The organism is Herbiconiux daphne, from assembly GCF_024979295.1.
In the GTDB taxonomy this organism is placed as follows: domain Bacteria; phylum Actinomycetota; class Actinomycetes; order Actinomycetales; family Microbacteriaceae; genus Herbiconiux; species Herbiconiux daphnes.
The window spans coordinates 258,737-275,510 of the sequence record NZ_JANLCJ010000004.1 but is presented as its reverse complement, the minus strand read 5'-3'; the positions used below and the strand labels follow the sequence as shown (position 1 = coordinate 275,510).

13 protein-coding genes and 2 tRNA genes are annotated in these 16,774 nt (G+C 69.1%); 14 read left to right on the top strand and 1 reads right to left on the bottom strand.

Annotated features, from left to right (window positions below; genetic code table 11):
- Positions 1-2: 2 nt before the first annotated feature.
- Both N1032_RS12540 and N1032_RS28290 read left to right on the top strand, forming a co-directional pair.
- A complete protein-coding gene (locus tag N1032_RS12540) occupies positions 3-827 on the top strand; it encodes an inositol monophosphatase family protein (RefSeq protein ID WP_259539428.1) in 825 nt (274 codons plus the stop codon).
- 138 nt (positions 828-965) lie between these two features.
- Positions 966-2,975, top strand: a complete 2,010-nt coding sequence (locus N1032_RS28290) for a M23 family metallopeptidase (protein WP_310795946.1) — start codon at positions 966-968, stop codon at positions 2,973-2,975.
- A 538-nt stretch (positions 2,976-3,513) separates the two neighbouring features.
- On the opposite strand, the gene N1032_RS12530 is transcribed toward N1032_RS28290, so the two are convergent.
- Positions 3,514-5,385, bottom strand: coding sequence for a glycoside hydrolase family 13 protein (locus N1032_RS12530; RefSeq protein ID WP_259539427.1), 1,872 nt, complete (start codon positions 5,383-5,385; stop codon positions 3,514-3,516).
- Between the two features lie 153 nt (positions 5,386-5,538).
- On the opposite strand from N1032_RS12530, the gene N1032_RS12525 reads away from it, so the two are divergent.
- The 12 genes from N1032_RS12525 to N1032_RS12470 all read left to right on the top strand — a co-directional run bounded on the left by N1032_RS12525 (position 5,539) and on the right by N1032_RS12470 (position 16,760).
- Positions 5,539-5,610 (top strand) — tRNA-Thr (locus tag N1032_RS12525).
- 51 nt (positions 5,611-5,661) lie between these two features.
- A tRNA-Met gene (locus tag N1032_RS12520) sits at positions 5,662-5,735 on the top strand.
- A 181-nt stretch (positions 5,736-5,916) separates the two neighbouring features.
- Complete coding sequence (locus N1032_RS12515; RefSeq protein ID WP_259539426.1) at positions 5,917-6,777, top strand: pyruvate, water dikinase regulatory protein; 861 nt, start codon at positions 5,917-5,919, stop codon at positions 6,775-6,777.
- 13 nt (positions 6,778-6,790) lie between these two features.
- Positions 6,791-9,157 (top strand): phosphoenolpyruvate synthase, encoded by a 2,367-nt coding sequence (ppsA, locus tag N1032_RS12510; protein WP_259539425.1) that lies wholly within the window; start codon positions 6,791-6,793, stop codon positions 9,155-9,157.
- An 81-nt stretch (positions 9,158-9,238) separates the two neighbouring features.
- Positions 9,239-10,333 (top strand): cupin domain-containing protein, encoded by a 1,095-nt coding sequence (locus tag N1032_RS12505; protein ID WP_259539424.1) that lies wholly within the window; start codon positions 9,239-9,241, stop codon positions 10,331-10,333.
- A complete protein-coding gene (locus N1032_RS12500) occupies positions 10,330-11,187 on the top strand; it encodes a fumarylacetoacetate hydrolase family protein (RefSeq protein WP_259539423.1) in 858 nt (285 codons plus the stop codon). The genes N1032_RS12505 and N1032_RS12500 overlap by 4 nt, the downstream gene beginning before the upstream one ends.
- Positions 11,171-11,917 carry a maleylpyruvate isomerase family mycothiol-dependent enzyme gene (locus N1032_RS12495; protein ID WP_259539422.1) on the top strand — a complete coding sequence of 249 codons (747 nt, stop codon included), beginning with the start codon at positions 11,171-11,173 and terminating at the stop codon, positions 11,915-11,917. Before N1032_RS12500 ends, N1032_RS12495 begins: the two co-directional genes overlap by 17 nt.
- Positions 11,918-11,920: 3 nt before the next feature.
- Complete coding sequence (locus tag N1032_RS12490; protein WP_259539421.1) at positions 11,921-12,379, top strand: MarR family winged helix-turn-helix transcriptional regulator; 459 nt, start codon at positions 11,921-11,923, stop codon at positions 12,377-12,379.
- 2 nt (positions 12,380-12,381) lie between these two features.
- Positions 12,382-13,143 (top strand): SDR family NAD(P)-dependent oxidoreductase, encoded by a 762-nt coding sequence (locus N1032_RS12485; RefSeq protein ID WP_259539420.1) that lies wholly within the window; start codon positions 12,382-12,384, stop codon positions 13,141-13,143.
- Positions 13,144-13,145: 2 nt separating this feature from the next.
- Positions 13,146-13,913: an IclR family transcriptional regulator gene (locus tag N1032_RS12480; protein WP_259539419.1), complete on the top strand. Its 768-nt coding sequence runs from the start codon at positions 13,146-13,148 to the stop codon at positions 13,911-13,913.
- Positions 13,914-14,007: 94 nt separating this feature from the next.
- Positions 14,008-15,267, top strand: a complete 1,260-nt coding sequence (locus N1032_RS12475; protein ID WP_259539418.1) for a flavin-dependent oxidoreductase — start codon at positions 14,008-14,010, stop codon at positions 15,265-15,267.
- A 239-nt stretch (positions 15,268-15,506) separates the two neighbouring features.
- Positions 15,507-16,760: an ABC transporter substrate-binding protein gene (locus N1032_RS12470; RefSeq protein WP_259539417.1), complete on the top strand. Its 1,254-nt coding sequence runs from the start codon at positions 15,507-15,509 to the stop codon at positions 16,758-16,760.
- Positions 16,761-16,774 lie beyond the last annotated feature (14 nt).

The window sequence follows — 16,774 nt, the reverse complement described above, 5'->3', positions numbered from 1 at the left end:
TCATGCCCGCTTCGCCCGCTGACTTCCTCGAGATCGCCCGCTCGATCGGTGTGGAGGCCGGCGCTCTCATCGCCAAGCGGCGTGCCGAAGGCGTGACGGTGGCGGCGAGCAAGTCGTCGCCCGAAGACGTGGTGACCTTCGCCGACCGGGAGTCAGAAGACTTCATCCGTGCCCGACTCGCCGAGCTGCGGCCCGACGACGGGTTCTTCGGCGAGGAGTCGGCCGCCACGCTCGGCACCTCGGGCGTGACCTGGGTCGTCGACCCCATCGACGGCACGGTCAACTACCTCTACGACATCCCCGCCTACGCGGTCAGCATCGCGGCGGTCGAGGGCGACCCCGACCCCTCGACGTGGACGGCGCTCGCCGGCTGCGTGGTCAACCCCGTGCTCGGCGAGGTCTTCACGGCCAGCGCCGGCGGGGGGGCGTTCCTCGGCGAACGACGGCTCGCTGTGAACAGGGATGTCGCGCTCGCCCAGGCGCTCGTCGGCACCGGTTTCGCCTACAGCGCCGACCTGCGGGTGAAGCAGGGCCAGTTCATCACGGGCCTCGTGGGCCGGGTTCGCGACATCCGGCGGGCCGGTTCGGCCGCCCTCGACCTCTGCTCGGTGGCGGCCGGGCGGCTCGACGCCTATGCCGAGCGGGGCCTCAACCCGTGGGACCACGCTGCCGGCGCCCTGATCGTGCGCGAGGCCGGCGGACGCGTGGGCGGATTCCTCGGCGCGGCAGAGAGCACGGTCATGACCTTCGCGGCCGACCCGGTGCTGGCGGCCGAACTCGAACCGCTTCTCTACGAACTGCACCGCGACGCGGGCCTGCCGCTCTGATTTGTCGCGACACCCGGGGGTCACGCGGGTTTCTTGCGCGAGGTGGCATTTCGATACCGGCGTATGTAGCCTTGATCAGTCCGTCATCGCGCTTACCCCGAGATGAAATCCGACGTTCTACCCGGAAGCTCCCACATCTTGACACGTTCGACTTCACGCCCGGATGACGACTCATCCAAACGCGAGGCCCACGGTTCATCGAAGCACCCCTCCCCGTCTCTGCCGTCGCGCCGCAGCCTGCGCGCGAGCCCGTCGGGCGACGCCGTGAAGGCTGCCGCGGGCGACGGCGACGGCGCTGTCGATGCGGCTGCTGCTGCAGCTGCTGCCCCGGCGCCCGCTCGTGATGAAGCGGATGCCGCGGCCGCCGCGTCAGGCGGTGCCGGTGCTTCTTCCCGCGCCACCGCCGCGCCGGTTGCCGGGTCGACCCCGGTGAGCCGCCGGGCCCGTCGTGCGGCCCAGCCGGCGACGGATGCCGCAGCTGCGGACTCGACCGACACGTCTGGTCGCCCCCAGCCCGCTGCGGCCCAGGCCGACGAGGGTTCGATGGCGCCCCGCCCCGGTCGCCGCCGCGCACGCACCGAGGTCGTCTCGGCCCCGGCCGGCGACGGCGCCACTGAGGTGGAGATCGCGACGGAGTCTTCGGCCGCTCGCGAGGTCACGGCCGCTGCTCCGACCGCGACCGCTGCTCCCACCGCGACCGCCGCACGCGGACGACGCGCTGCCCGCGAAGCCGCCTCGCCGACGGTCGGTGACGCCGTGATCACCCCGTTAACCCCGGAGTCGGGCAGCGCCTCGAGCGCCGAGACGTCTGCAGACGCTGCGACCGCGCCGCACGACGAAGCCGTCGTCACCCCCATCGCTCCCGCTTCGAGCAACTCGTCGGCGGCGGCCAGCACCGTGGCGGCACCGCGGCCGCACTCGCCCCGCATCGGGCGCCGGGCGGCATCCGCGTTCTCCGATTCGATCGAGAAGCCCGCCGGTGGTCGTCGCGCGATCGTCTCGACCCCCACCACCGCGCTGCCCGCCGTCGACGCGCTTCCCGCGGCGGAGAGCGCCCCTTCGGCCGCACCGACGCCGGCTGACGACGCCATCGAGGTCGAGATGGTCGCCACCGGATCGGTCGACATCTCCACCACGGTCGCCCTGCCCGAGCCGACGATCGCCGAGATCGTGCCGCTCGCCGAGCAGCCCGGGCCGGGGCGCGAGTCCACCGCCGCCGTCGCTCCGACGCAGAAGGCCCCGGATGCCGCGCCGAAGCAGGTCTCCCGGCGCACGTTGCGCACGGGGCTGGCCGAGTCCGGATCGGGGGACGCAGCGCCGGTCGCTCCGCACGAGAAGGCCATGCGTGACGCGGTGGAGGCCGCTGCATCCGATACCGCTGCATCCGACGCCGCTGCATCCGAAGCAGCCAAGACGACCCGTCGCGGCCGCCGCGCCAACATCGCTAAGGGCGGGCTGAGCGCGCTCGCCCTCATCTTCGCCACCGGAATCGCCGTCGCCACGTCGATGCCGGCCTCGGCGCTGCACGCGGCATCCGCGGGGCCCGTGGTCAGCGAGAACGTGCTCGCCGACATCGCGCCCGCGCTGCCCGGACAAGAACTCACAACCAGCGCCGACGTGCCCACCTCGAGCATCGCGCGCGATGGCTACAGCGTGCGCGACACGGCGGCTCTGAAGGCGGCGGGATTCCGGGTCGCGGACACGTTCACGAACAACCCGACCGGCACCATCCAGTGGCCGTTCCCGGTCGGCGTGCCGATCAGCGACTACTTCGGCGCCCGCGAGTCGCCCGGTGGCATCGGCAGCACCGACCACAAGGGCGTCGACTTCGCGCCCGGTCAGGGCACGCCCATCCAGTCGATCGCCGACGGCGTCGTGAGCAGCGTTCAGCCCTACGACAACAGCGGCCTCGGCGTGCACGTCATCATCGACCACATCGTGAACGGCCAGAAGGTGTCGAGCGTCTACGGGCACATGCTCACCGGCTCGATCCAGGTCGAAGAGGGACAGGTCGTGAAGGTCGCGCAGACCATCGGCCTCGTCGGCAACACCGGGGCGTCGACCGGCCCGCACTTGCACCTCGAGATCCGCCTCGACGGCGTGACCGCGGTCGACCCGTGGGCGTGGTTGCAGAGTAACGCGAACTAGCTGCTGTGCTAGCTGCTGCGGGCGGCGTGCTGCGCGCGGCGTGCGGAGGGCGCGCCGGTCCCTGCCCGGCGCGCCGCGACATGTCACGACGCGGTCGCGGGCGCGGCCACGCCGCCACCCTGGGTCGTTGAGCGCGGCCTGCGGGTTGCGCTGCCGTGCCGGGTGTGGCGGGGTTCATCGGGGTGGGGGCGGGTTGGACGCCGTGCGCCGGGCGTGCCGTCCCCGGCCGGCGCGCCGCGACATGCTCACCTTGGGTCGTTGGGCGCGGCCTGCGGGTTGCGCTGCCGTGCCGGGTGACTCGGGGTGGGGCGACGTGGGGCTCGGTTGGGTGGGTTGTTCGTAGGCGTGTGGCAGGTCGGATGCGCCGGTATTGGTTGGGGGCGCCGGTTTGGACGGGCGGGGGGGCAGGAGGGGCGCGCAGGTTTGTCGGCGGGGGCCCGCGCGAGGGATGTGCGCCGGGCCGAGGCCGGCGGGGGCCGCCTGCCCGGCGGGGCACCGCCGCCCCCGCGGAGCGCCAGGCCTCCCCCCGCGGGGCGGGCTAGGCGATGAGCCAGACGGTGGTGTCGGCGGGGAGGGCGGGTTCGGTGAGGGATTCGCTCGAGAGCAGCACGTCGGCGGCGTGGGATTCGACCGGGAGTTCGACGGGGGTGGTGCCCGTGTTGGCGATGACGGTGACCTGGCCGTTGCGGAACGCGATCACGTCGGCGCCGTAGCCGGGCAGCCACTCGACCGAACCCGTGCCGAGCTCGAACTTCGAGCGCAGGGCGAGCGCGAGCTTGTAGAGCTCGAGTGTCGACCCGGGCACGCCGTCCTGCGAGTCGCGCGCATACGCATCCCAGTCGTCGGGCTGGGGCAGCCAGCTGAGGGAGGATGTCGCGGGGCCGAAGCCGTAGGTGGGGCGGCCGGCCTCCCACGGGATGGGCACGCGGCATCCGTCTCGTCCGTAGCGCTCGCCGTTGGTGCGGAACCAGGTCGGGTCCTGCCGCGCGGAGTCGGGCAGGTAGATGCTCTCGGGCAGGCCGAGTTCTTCGCCCTGATAGATGTAGGCGCTGCCGGGCAGGGCGAGCATGACGGCGGTCGCGGCGCGCGCACGGCGCAACCCCACCACCGGGTCGGGCAGCCCGGGGGAGTCGGGCCCGATGCCCGCCCCCTGCAGGTTGTCGGCCGTCAGCGCGAGGCGGGAGGCGTGCCGCACCACGTCGTGGTTCGACAGCACCCAGGTCGAGGGGGCGCCGACCGTGCCGAACGCGTGGATCGAGGTGTCGATCACACGCCGCAGCTCGGGCGCCGACCAGCCGGCCGACAGGTAGGTGAAGTTGAAGGCCTGCTGCATCTCGTCGGGGCGCACCCAGCGGGCGAGCTTCGTGAGCGGCTCCACCCATGCCTCGGCGCAGAGCACGCGGTCGCCCTCGTACTCCTCGAGCACTGCGTGCCAGCCGCGGAAGATCTCGTGCACGCCCTCCTGCGCCCAGTAGGGCGGGGTCGACGGATCGGTCGACGCGTCGGCGTCGATGCCGGGCTCGAGACCCACCGGGGCTCCGTCGCGCGACTCGCCGCTCGCGGCGAGCTCGGTAATGGCATCGAACTCGTCGGCCAGCGCGGGGTCTGATGCCGGCACTCCACCGCCCATGCTGCCGGCCTCGGCCGGGGGCGTGTAGTCGGGCAGACCGTCCTCCTTGACGAGGCCGTGCGCCACGTCGACCCGGAAGCCGTCGACTCCGCGGTCGAGCCAGAACCGCAGGATGTCGTGGAAGCGCTCGCGCACCCACGGGTTCTGCCAGTTGAGGTCGGGCTGCGACTTGTCGAAGATGTGCAGATACCACTGCCCGAGCGTGCCGTCGGGGCGCACCTCGCGCTCCCACATCGGGCCGCCGAACACCGACTCCCAGTTGTTGGGCATGATGTCGCCGTTCGGGCCGAGCCCGTCGCGGAACATGTAGCGGTCGCGCTCGGGGCTGCCCTCGGGCGAGGCGAGTGCCTCTTGGAACCACCGGTGATCCCAGCTCGTGTGGTTGGGCACCAGGTCGACGATGACCCGGATGCCGAGGCCGTGCGCCTCGGCGAGCATCGCGTCGAAGTCGGCGAGTGTGCCGAAGAGCGGATCGACGTCGCAGTAGTCGGCGACGTCGTAGCCGGCGTCGTGCTGGGGCGAGATCATGAAGGGCGAGAGCCACACCGCGTCGACGCCGAGGTCGGCGAGGGCCGGCAGACGCTTGGTGATGCCCACGAGATCGCCGATGCCGTCGCCGTCGTCATCGGCGAACGACCGGGGATAGATCTGGTAGATGACCGCCGAACGCCACCATTCCGCACCCGTTCCGACGAGGGTCTGGGTGGGCTGCGCATCCGTTTCGACGTCGGTCACCTCCGTGGTGGGGAGGTCGGATTCGGGGGTGTTCGCGATAGTCATGAGGAGAACTCTAACCGCTGGGCCTGCAGACCTGGAACCGTTTGCACACAGGCTGGCGCGGAGGCGACCGAGCCGCCCGGTCACCGGCGGCGAAACGCCGTCGCGAGGGATGCTATTCTCTACTGGTGCCAAAAGCCGTTCGCGGCTTCGCGCGCCCCCTTAGCTCATTGGTAGAGCACTTCCTTGGTAAGGAAGAGGTAGTGGGTCCGATTCCCACAGGGGGCTCCGGCTTCGGCCGGCCCGGCCCTCGTGGCCGCGGCCAACGTTCGGAGTCAAGGCGGGGTAGCTCAGGTGGTTAGAGCACACGGCTCATAATCGTGGTGTCGCGGGTTCAAGTCCCGCCCCCGCTACGAAAACCCCCAAGATCTCGCCATCTTGGGGGTTTTCGCTTTGCCGTACGGGTGCGGTGTCGAGCTTCCCCCGCGCGCCTGGGCCGGCGTGATCCCGCCGGTATGACACAGCGGCAAATTACGCGATTCTTTTCGAGATGCCTTCCGTTGCGCGGGGCGAATTCTCTCTAGCCTCGGAAATATGACGATGTTTTCGGGCCAGCCCGGCGAGGTGCACAGGGTCGACAGGCCTGCGTCTCCGGTCGTTCGGGTCTTCTTCCTCTCGGACAGCACGGGCATCTCTGCCGAGACCATGGGAAACGCACTCCTCCTGCAGTTTCCCGGGTTCGCATTCGAGCGCCGCCTCTACCCCTTCATCTCCACTCCCGCCGAGGCGGACAAGATCGTCGCGGTACTCGATGCCGCCGCTGCCGCAGGGCCGGCCATCGCATTCTCGACCACCGCCGTCGACGCTGTGCGGGAGCGGCTGCACCGCAGCCGTTGCGAGCTCATCGACTTCTTCGACACCCACATGTCGCGGATGGAAGAGCTGCTCGGAGTGTCCGGCGTGCGCCAGCCGGCCCGGCTGCACGGCATCGGCGACGCGGTGCGCTACAACGCGCGGATGGCGGCGGTCGAATACGCCCTGGAACACGATGACGGCCAAAGCAGACGCGCCCTGGAGAAGGCCGACGTCATCCTGATCGGACCCTCGCGCTGCGGCAAGACGCCCACCACCATGTACCTCGCCCTCCAGCACGGCCTACTCGTGGCCAACTATCCGCTCGTCGACGAAGACCTCCGCTCGGGCGAGTTGCCGGGCGCGATCGCCCATCTCGCTCCCCGCCTCTACGGCATCACAACCACCGCCGCGCGACTGGCACAAATCCGCACCCAACGCCGTGCCGATTCTCGCTACTCATCGCTCGAGCAATGCACGTGGGAACTTCGGCAGACCAACCGGATCTATTCGGCCCACCGCATCCCGCACATCGACTCGTCCACTCGATCCGTCGAAGAGATGTCGACCGTCATCATCCAGAATCTCGCGCACCGCGACTGAACGAAAGCAGAACATGAGCCGAAACATCCTCTGGTTCACAGACCTCTCTTTGTCCGACGTCGACAAGGTGGGCGGCAAGAACGCATCCCTTGGCGAGATGGTGAACAATCTCGCGCACCTGGACGTGCGGGTGCCGAACGGATTCGCCACCACCGCGGATGCCTATCGCGACTTCCTGTCGGGGGAACTCGAGAGCCAGATCGATGCGATCCTCCGGGGCTTGGACGCCGACGATGTCGACGCTCTCGCCTGCGCGGGCAAGGAGATCAGAGCGGCGATCCTTGCGCGGCCCTTCTCGGCCGGTCTCGAGGCCGACATCCGGGCCGCCTTCGCCGACCTGGACGGCGGCCGCGGCAACTCCTACGCCGTTCGCTCCTCGGCGACGGCGGAAGACCTGCCGGATGCATCGTTCGCCGGTCAGCAGGAGACCTTCCTCAACGTCACGGGTATCGAGGCGGTCCTGCGCTACGCCCACGAGGTCTACGCCTCGCTCTACAACGATCGGGCCATCGCCTACCGCATCCACAGTGGTTACGACCGACTACCCATCGCCCTCTCGGTCGGCGTGCAGCAGATGGTGCGCTCGGACCTCGCCGCATCCGGTGTCATGTTCACGATCGACACCGAATCCGGGTTCGACCAGGCCGTTTTCCTCACGTCGTCCTACGGTCTGGGCGAGATGGTGGTGCAGGGAGCTGTGAACCCCGACGAGTTCTATGTCTACAAGCCTGCGCTGCGGGACGGGCGGCCCGCCATTCTGAAGCGCTCTGTCGGAGGCAAGGCTCTCAAGATGGTCTACAGCGAGCCCGGGACCACCGAGACCACACGCATCGTGCCGGTCGAGGAGGCCGACCAGCGCAAACTGTCGCTGACCGATGAGGACGTGACGCAACTGGCCCGGTATGCCCTCGTCATCGAAGACCACTACGGGCGACCCATGGACATCGAGTGGGCGAAGGACGGTAGCGACGGAGGCCTTTACATCGTGCAGGCTCGGCCGGAGACGGTGCAGTCCCGAAGGAGCGCGGGCACCGTGACCCGGTACTCGCTGCGAGAGAGCGGCGACGTCGTGATCGAGGGCCGCGCCATCGGTCAGAAGATCGGCACCGGCCAGACCCGGATCCTCACCGATCTGCGCGAGATGGCGGAATTCCGTCCCGGCGAGGTGCTGGTCGCCGACATGACAGACCCTGACTGGGAGCCCATCATGAAACGAGCCTCGGCCATCGTGACCAATCGCGGCGGCCGCACGTGCCACGCGGCGATCATCGCACGTGAACTCGGCATCCCCGCCGTCGTCGGAACCGGCCACGCGACGGAACTCCTCGCCACCGGCCAGCCGGTGACCGTCTCCTGCGCCGAAGGTGACACCGGCCTCGTGTACGCCGGAGAACTGGCCTTCGACCTGGAGGAGACCGACGCCGGCGAGCTCCCACCGCTCCCGGTCGACATCATGATGAACGTCGGCACCCCCGACCAGGCTTTCGCCTTCGGTCAGCTGCCGAGTGCCGGCGTGGGCCTGGCGCGGCTGGAGTTCATCATCAACCGGCAGATCGGCATCCACCCGCGCGCGCTGCTCGAGCCCGAGCTCGTCGACGAGAGCATCCGCGCTGCGATCGCTCTGCAGACAGAAGCCTATGCATCCCCCCGCGACTACTTCGTGACCCGACTGGCCGAGGGCATCGCCACGATCGCTGCCGCGTTCGCCCCGCGGCCCGTGATCGTGCGACTCTCGGACTTCAAGTCGAACGAGTACTCGAACCTGCTGGGCGGTGAGACGTTCGAGCCGGATGAAGAGAACCCGATGCTCGGCTGGCGCGGGGCGGCACGGTATCTCACGCCGGAGTTCCAGGACTGCTTCGCCATGGAGTGTGAGGCGCTGCGATTCGTGCGCGACGAGATGGGGCTCACGAACGTCAAGATCATGGTGCCCTTCGTGCGCACGGTCGCTCAGGCGCAGGGCGTCATCGAGTTGCTCGACGCGAACGGGCTCCGCCGCGGCGAGAACGGGCTGAGCATCGTGATGATGTGCGAACTGCCCTCCAACGCGCTCCTCGCCGACCGCTTTCTGGATCATTTCGACGGCTTCTCGATCGGCTCGAACGACATGACCCAGCTGACACTGGGCCTCGACCGCGATTCCGGCCTGGTCGCGGATGTCTTCGACGAGCGCGACGACGCGGTCTTGGCGCTGCTGGAGATGGCGATCTCGGCTGCGCGTGCGAGGGGAAAGTACATCGGCATCTGCGGCCAGGGTCCGAGCGACTACCCCGACTTCGCCGAGTGGCTGATGCGGCGCGGCATCGGCAGCATCTCGTTGAATCCCGACACGGTGGTGTCCACCTGGCAGAGCCTCAGTCAGTCCGTGGCCGCGCGGTGATCGGGAAACGGCGCAACTCTCTGGAGTTGACTGTATGAATGTCATATAGTTGGCCTACTGACTAAAAAACAGGAGGCTGCGATGGAGCAGATGGACGGATCGGCCGACACCCCGGAACTCGAGCAGCTCTACCGTGATTTCGCCGCCAATGACATGGCTCCGCTGTGGACCCAACGCGACGACCTGATGCCGATGACACCGGCTCCGCAGGCGATTCCCTTCGTCTGGCGCTGGAAGACCCTGTTCGACATCGCCGAGCGCTCGGGCCGGCTCGTGCCGGTCGGCCGCGGCGGCGAGCGTCGCGCGGTCGGCCTGACGAACCCGGGGCTACCGGGCACCGGCTACGCCACGCCGACGCTCTGGTGCGCCATCCAGTATCTCGGCGGTCACGAAACCGCCCCCGAGCACCGCCACGCCCAGAACGCGTTCCGGTTCGTGGTGGAGGGCGAGGGAGTGTGGACGGTCGTGAACGGCGACCCGGTGCGGATGAGCCGCGGTGACCTGCTGCTCACCCCGGGCTGGAACTTCCACGGCCACCACAACGACACCGCGAACCCGATGGCCTGGATCGACGGCCTCGACATCCCGTTCTCGAGCCAGATGGATGTGGGCTTCTTCGAGTTCGGTTCTGAGCGAGTGACGGATGAGGCGAGCCCGGAGTTCTCGCGCGCCGAGCGGCTCTGGGCGCACCCAGGCCTGCGACCGATGTCGGTGCTCGAAGACAAGATCTCCTCGCCGCTCAGCGCCTACCGCTGGGAGCACACCGACGCCGCCCTCACCGAGCAACTGAAGCTCGAGGACGAGGGCTTCCCGGCCACGCTCTCGCAGGGGCACGCGGCCATCCGCTACGTGAACCCCACGACCGGCGGCGACGTGATGTCCACCATCCGGTGCGAGTTCCACCGGCTGCGTGCCGGCGCTTCGACGCCGCCCACCCACGAGGTCGGCTCGGCCGTCTGGCAGGTGTTCGAGGGCTCGGGCACGGTCGTGCTCGGCGACACCGAGACGAGACTGGAAACCGGCGACCTGTTCGTGGTGCCCAGCTGGGTGCCGTGGTCACTGCACGCCGACACGCAGTTCGACCTGTTCCGCTTCACCGACGGCCCCATCATGGACCGCCTCAACTTCGCCCGCACCTACACCCCCGCCCAGCACGAGAACGAGAGAGCACGATGAAACTGGCGACCCTGAGAACCGCATCCGGCACCGTGGCGGTGCGCGTCGAAGCCGATCAGGCGATCGAGATCGCCGGATGCACCGACGTCGGAGCGCTGCTCGCCCAGCCTGACTGGCGCACCGTCGCCGACACGGCCGACGGCCCCACGCATCCGCTCGCCGCGATCGACGACGCGTCGTGGGCGCCCGTCGTCCCGTCCCCGTCGAAGATCATCTGCGTCGGCCTCAACTACCGCAACCACATCCTCGAGATGGGGCGGGTGCTGCCGGAGTTCCCGACCCTGTTCTCGAAGTATCCCGAGGCGCTCATCGGCGCATTCGACGCGATCGTGGTGCCTGAATACGCCTCCCACGCGCTGGACTGGGAGGCCGAGCTGGCCATCGTGATCGGCTCGCCCGCGCGGCGACTCGACCGGGACGCGGCGGCCGCCGCCATCGCCGGCTATTCCGTGATCAACGACATCACCCTGCGCGACTACCAGGGCCGCACGCTCGAATGGCTGCAGGGAAAGACGTTCGACAAGACCGCTCCCTTCGGGCCGGTGCTGGTCACCTCCGACGAGTACGGGGTCGACACGGAGATCCGCGCCGAGGTCGACGGCGAAGTCATGCAGCGCTCCGACACGGGCGACCTCGTGTTCGACCCGCCCACACTGGTGTCGTACATCTCGCACGTGCTGACCCTGAACCCGGGCGACGTGATCGCCAGCGGCACCCCCGGCGGTGTCGGACACGCGCGCAAGCCACCGCGCTACCTGGCTCACGGCAGCACGGTGGTGACGACGATCGAGGGCATCGGCACCCTGGTGAATCACGTGGTCGTCGAAGAGGGCCCCGGTGGGCGCGAGGACTGACCGCACGAGCGACCCGGCGCTCCAGCGCGCTCTGCTGCTCGCCCGCCACGGGCAGGCCTACTTCGCGCGCACGGTGCATCGGCTGAGCGACGAGGAGTTCGACGCGCCCTCACTGCTGCCGGGCTGGAACAGGCGGCACGTCATCGCCCATGTGGGACTGAATGCCCGCGCCCTCACCCGCTTGATCGAATGGGCGGACACGGGGGTGGAGACGCCGATGTACTCCTCGCCAGGGCAGCGCGCCGAGGAGATCGACCTCGCGGCCACTCTTGCGCCGCAGGCCTTGCGAAACCTGTGCGATCACGCCGCCATCCACCTCTCGGTCGAGTGGAGGGACCTCCCCGACGAGAGGTGGTCGAACCTGGTGCGCACCGCCCAGGGGCGCACGGTTCCGGCCTCGGAGACCGTCTGGATGCGCACCCGCGAGGTCTGGATGCACGCCGTCGACCTCGCCAGCGGCGCCGCGTTCGCCGATTTCCCGCCCGAGCTCGTCGACGCTCTCCTCGCCGACGTGCGTGCCTCCTGGGCGCGCAGGGCCGCGACCGAAGAACTGCCCGAGTTCGTCTTCGAGCCGACCGATCGCCTCTCGACCACGGCTGAGCCACACCCCGGAGTCGTCGTCGTCTCCGGCCCCGCGGCCGCCCTCGCGAGCTGGGCAACCGGCCGAGGCGGTGCCGGCGTCGAGCGCGCCGGCGGGGGAACGCTCCCGGCCCCGCCGCGCTGGCTGTGACGGATGCGACAGTCGATCACCATGCACCCGACCCAGCTGAGCGAGTACACCGGCTATCTCATCCGCCGCGCGCAGCAGGCCCATGTGGCCGTCTGGCAACGGGAGGTCTCGGCCGAGGTGACGAGCGTGCAGTTCGGCGTGCTGAACGTGCTCGCGGGAACGCCCGGCGCCAGTCAGCAGGAGTTGGTGGTGCAGCTCGACCTCGATCGCTCCACCATCGCCGACATCGTCTCCCGGCTCGAGCGGCGCGGGCTGATCGCACGCGCCCGCGATCTCGGTGATCGCCGACGCAACGTGCTGCGGCTGACTGACGACGGCCGAGCCGAGCTCGCCGCCTTGCAGCCTCGCGTGGCGCGGGTCGACGAGGTGCTCACCGGCGCACTCGATGCGTCGGAGCGTGAACAACTCAGACACCTCCTCGCCGCAGTCCTGCGCGCGACGGCACCACGGAAAGAGGAATGACCATGGCAAGACTCGACGGCAAAGTCGCCATCGTGACCGGAGCGGCAGGCGGGATCGGGGATGCGACAGCGCGCCTGCTGGCCCGGGAGGGGGCCCGGGTGGTGGCCACGGCGCGATCGGCGGCGTCACTCCAGCCGATGGTCGCCGAGATCACGGCCGAGGGGTTCGACATCATCGCCCTGTCGCACGACGTGTCGCGGGAGGCCGACTGGAAAGCGGTCACCGAACGGGCCGTCGAGGCGTTCGGCACCGTCGACGTGCTGGCGAACGTGGCCGGCAAGGCCGACGAAGACCCCTTCGATACTCCGGAGACCATCACCGAGGCCGAATGGGACCTCATCCTCGACACCAACACCAAGAGCATCTTCTGGAGCACGAAGTACGTCATCCCGATCATGAAGCAGAACGGTGGCGGCTCGATCGTGAACGTGGGATCGTTGTCGTCGTTCCTCGGCAGCGTCAGCGGCTTCGCCTATTCCGCCTCCAAAGGCGGCGTCGCGGGCATGACGAAGGACATCGCCTGGCACTACGGGCCGCACAACATCCGCTGCAATTCGGTGCATCCCGGGCCCACCGACACACCCATGATGGGGGCGGCCCTGGAGAACCCGGAGATCAGGGCCAACATCCTGGGCGAGATCCCGCTGCGCCGGGTGTGCGACCCGATCCAGCAGGCCTACGGCATCCTCTATCTCGCCTCCGACGAGTCCGACTTCGTCACCGGCACGTCGCTCGTCATCGACGGCGGATACTGCATCCAGTAGCCATGACCGCTGAGAACCCGCCCCTCCCGCCCTACGCCATCGAGTCGGTCGACAACGCCCTACGCCTGCTGTTGCTGTTCCAGACACGGCAGAAGCTGAGAGTGAGCGACGTGAGCGCCGAGCTGGGTGTCGCCCGATCGACCGCACACCGGCTGCTGGCGACGATGTCCCACCGTGGGTTCGTCTTCCAGGAGCGCGGTTCGCGCTGGTACTACCTGGGCAAGGCGCTGCTGGAGATCGGACTCGCCGGCGCCGGCGGCCATGGACTCCGGATGCTCGCCCGGCCGCACATGCACGACCTCGTCGACGAAGTGCGCGAGACGGTCAACCTCCTGGTTCTCGAGGGTGATTGCAGCCGTTTCATCGAGAGTGTCGAGAGCGATCAGCTGATCCGGGTGGCCTCGCGCACCGGCACCCTGCTGCCGGCGCAGTCTTCGTCGGGCGGCAAGGTGCTGCTGGCGGGGCTCTCGGAAGAGGAGCTCGAGACGGTGTTCCCGAACGGGTTCAGCACGCTCACCGGCCAGACCATCGGCAGCTGGGACGAGCTGCGCAGCGAGCTGCGGCTCGTGCGCGCTCGCGGCTACGCCACCAACCGCGGCGAGACGCTGGCGGGGCTGCGCGCCGTCGCCGTTCCGGTGCACGACCGGGCCGGCGCGGTGGTCGCCGCGCTGGCGGTGAGCGTTCCCGAACAGCGTGGCTCGTCGACGGCGCTCGAGGCTCTGGTGGCGCCGCTGCGGCGCACGGCCGATCGCATCGAGCAGGCGCACTGACCAGATCGTTCCGCCGAGAAGAATCTTCGGGCTGGAATTCTGGCAGCCGCACCGATCGGCTTACGCTCGCTCCAGAACGACGAAGGAGTGCGGCATGGATGAATCGCGGGTTCTGATCATCGGAGGCGGGATCGGCGGCCTCGTGCTGGCGCTCGAACTGCACGCGGCCGGCATCCCGTGCACCGTGTTCGAGGCGGCGCCCGAGCTGCGTCCCCTCGGGGTGGGAGTGAACATCCTTCCGCACGCCGCTGGGGTTCTGGATCGGTTGGGACTCACCGAGGCGATGCGCTCCATCGCGGTGGAGACCCGCGAGTCCGCTTTCTACAACCGCTTCGGGCAGGAGATCGTCACCGAACCGGCCGGGCGCTTCGCCGGCCACGAGCACTACCAGTTCAGCGTGCACCGGGGCGAGTTCCAGATGATGCTCTACCGCACCGCCGTCGAGCGGCTGGGTGCGGATGCCGTGCGCCTCGACCACGCCCTCACCGGCTTCGAACAGGACGACGACCGGGTCGTCGCGCGCTTCCGGTCGATCGCGACCGGCGAGGAGCGCGCCGAGGTCACCGGCCGGGCCCTGATCGGGTGCGACGGCATCCACTCGGTGGTGCGACGGCAGCTGCACCCCGAGGAAGGGCGTCCACGGTACTCGGGCATCAAGATGTGGCGCGGCACCACTGTCTGGTCGCCCATTCTGAGCGGCGCCACCATGGTGCGCGCGGGCTGGCTGCAAGGCGGCAAGCTCGTCATCTACCCGATCCGCGACGACGTCGACGGCCGCGGGGGCCAACTCGTCAATTGGGTCGCCGAACTGGAGAGCCCCTTCGAGGCCGACCGCAGCTGGGGCGCCCGCGGCAATCCCGACGAGTTCCTTCCTGCCTTCGCCGACTGGCACTTCGACTGGCTCGATGTGCCGGCTTTGCTCGCGGGCGCTGACGACGTGTTCGAATTCCCGATGGTCGACCAGGACCCGCTCGAATGGTGGGGGACCGGCCGCGTGACCCTGCTCGGCGACGCCGCGCATCCGATGGTGCCCCGCGGATCCAACGGTGCGGGACAGGCAATCCTCGACGGGCCGGCACTCAGGCAGCGCCTCGAGCAGATCCCGGATGCCCGTGAGGCGCTCGCCGCCTACGAGCTCGTCCGGCGGCCGGCGACCACGGCGGTGGTTCTCATGAATCGCGAGAACCCGCCCGACGCGATCCTCCGGGAAGTCTGGGAACGAACGGGTGACCGTCCGTTCGAGAACGTCGACGACGTGATCTCGGCCGACGAGCTGGCGAGCATCTCCGGGGCCTACCGGACGGTGGTCGGGTTGGACCACCGCGAGACGCTCCCAGATGTTTCAAACAAGTAACAATCAAAGGGTATGACATTTATACCCTTGCGGGCCCCCATATCGAAAGTAGTAACATCCTACAGTAGGCTATTTGACTATGAGGGGTCCGCATCGGCGCGGCCAACCGAACAGCTGCACGGTCGCAGCTGCTCGCATCGGAGGTGCCGAAGCGAAAGACTCTCGAAGGAATTCGTGTGTCAGGCTCCATGCACCCGATGCTCGGCCGGAGTCATCCGGTCGACGGAGAAGAGGATCGAATGAACAGGTCACGGCAACGAAGCCTGGCTGTAATCGCAGCGGTCGGATTGGTCGGCGCGCTCGCCGCCTGTTCGTCCTCCGGAGGCTCGCCCGACGCCGGCGCCTCATCGGCACCCACCGGCTCCGACGTGAACGTCTGGACCACCTACCCCGCCAACGTCAACTCCGATCAGATCGGGGCCGGCGTCAAGGCCGGCGTTCGGGCGATCAACGCCGACGGCGGCCTCGCCGGCCACAACGTCGTGGTCAAAGAGTGCAAGAGCGACCTCACCCCGCAGGGCGAGATCGCGTGCTTCCAGCAGGCCGTCGACGACCCCGACGCGGTCGCGCTGATCAGCCCGCTGGTCATCACCGCCGGCGACGACACCGACGCGATCATCGAAGAGGCCGGCCTCCCCGCCATCAACTCCAACCCCGACACTCCGGCCGCGCTCAAGGGTGCGATGCAGTTCCCGCTCGGTCAGAACCTCTACGACCAGCCCGGATGCGCGGTGCTGGGTGGCGACGCCGTCGGCGCCAAGAGCATCACCCTGGCCGTGTCGGAGACGCCGAACGCCCAGGAGCAGGCCGCTGACGCGGCGGCTCTCGTCGAGGCACGCGGTGTCACCACCGAAACCCTCACCTTCCCCGTCTCGACGACCGACATCTCGCCGTACGTGCAGCAGGCCATCGACACCGACGCCGACCTCATCATGCCCGCGGCGCCGCCGCAGCTGATGGGCGCCTGGATCACGGCACAGGGCCGCAGTGGCTACGAGGGCGCGATGTGCGTCTCCGACGGCCTCGCCCCCTACCAGGTGCTGGCGGGGCTCGGCCCGGACATCTCGGACATCTACCTCACCGGGTCGTTCCCCGAGGTCACCTGGGACTACCCGCTGCTCGACGAGTTCAACAAGCAGGCCCAGGCGGAGGTCGACGCCGGAGACGCTCTCGCGAGCCCGGCTCCCGAGAACAACCCCAACCTGGTCTTCCGCGGATGGCTCGGAGCCTACGCGCTGGCTCAGGCGGCTGAGAACCTCTCGGGCGACGAGCTCACGAAGGAGGCGCTCGTCGAAGCGCTGAACTCGACGACCGTCACCTTCGGACCGGAGGGCGACGCGCCGATGCCGCCCATCGACTTCTCGGTGCCGAACCCCAACCCGGACATGCCGCGTCAGTTCAACACCGGTGTCATCCTGAAGAAGTGGAATCCTGAGACCGTCACCATCGATCCCGTCGGCGACGGACTGCCGGTTCCCGGCGACGAGCTCTGACCCGCCCGCACCCG

Excerpts from the sequence above, each read along its gene's own strand:
- N1032_RS12540 (WP_259539428.1), top strand. The coding sequence starts at position 3 with ATGCCCGCTTCGCCCGCTGACTTCCTCGAGATCGCCCGCTCGATCGGT.
- N1032_RS12515 (WP_259539426.1), top strand. The coding sequence starts at position 5,917 with ATGACGATGTTTTCGGGCCAGCCCGGCGAGGTGCACAGGGTCGACAGG.
- N1032_RS12485 (WP_259539420.1), top strand. The coding sequence starts at position 12,382 with ATGGCAAGACTCGACGGCAAAGTCGCCATCGTGACCGGAGCGGCAGGC.
- N1032_RS12475 (WP_259539418.1), top strand. The coding sequence starts at position 14,008 with ATGGATGAATCGCGGGTTCTGATCATCGGAGGCGGGATCGGCGGCCTC.
- N1032_RS12470 (WP_259539417.1), top strand. The coding sequence starts at position 15,507 with ATGAACAGGTCACGGCAACGAAGCCTGGCTGTAATCGCAGCGGTCGGA.
- N1032_RS12505 (WP_259539424.1), top strand. The coding sequence starts at position 9,239 with ATGGAGCAGATGGACGGATCGGCCGACACCCCGGAACTCGAGCAGCTC.
- ppsA (WP_259539425.1), top strand. The coding sequence starts at position 6,791 with ATGAGCCGAAACATCCTCTGGTTCACAGACCTCTCTTTGTCCGACGTC.
- N1032_RS12500 (WP_259539423.1), top strand. The coding sequence starts at position 10,330 with ATGAAACTGGCGACCCTGAGAACCGCATCCGGCACCGTGGCGGTGCGC.
- N1032_RS12530 (WP_259539427.1), bottom strand. The coding sequence starts at position 5,385 with ATGACTATCGCGAACACCCCCGAATCCGACCTCCCCACCACGGAGGTG.
- N1032_RS12490 (WP_259539421.1), top strand. The coding sequence starts at position 11,921 with ATGCGACAGTCGATCACCATGCACCCGACCCAGCTGAGCGAGTACACC.
- N1032_RS12480 (WP_259539419.1), top strand. The coding sequence starts at position 13,146 with ATGACCGCTGAGAACCCGCCCCTCCCGCCCTACGCCATCGAGTCGGTC.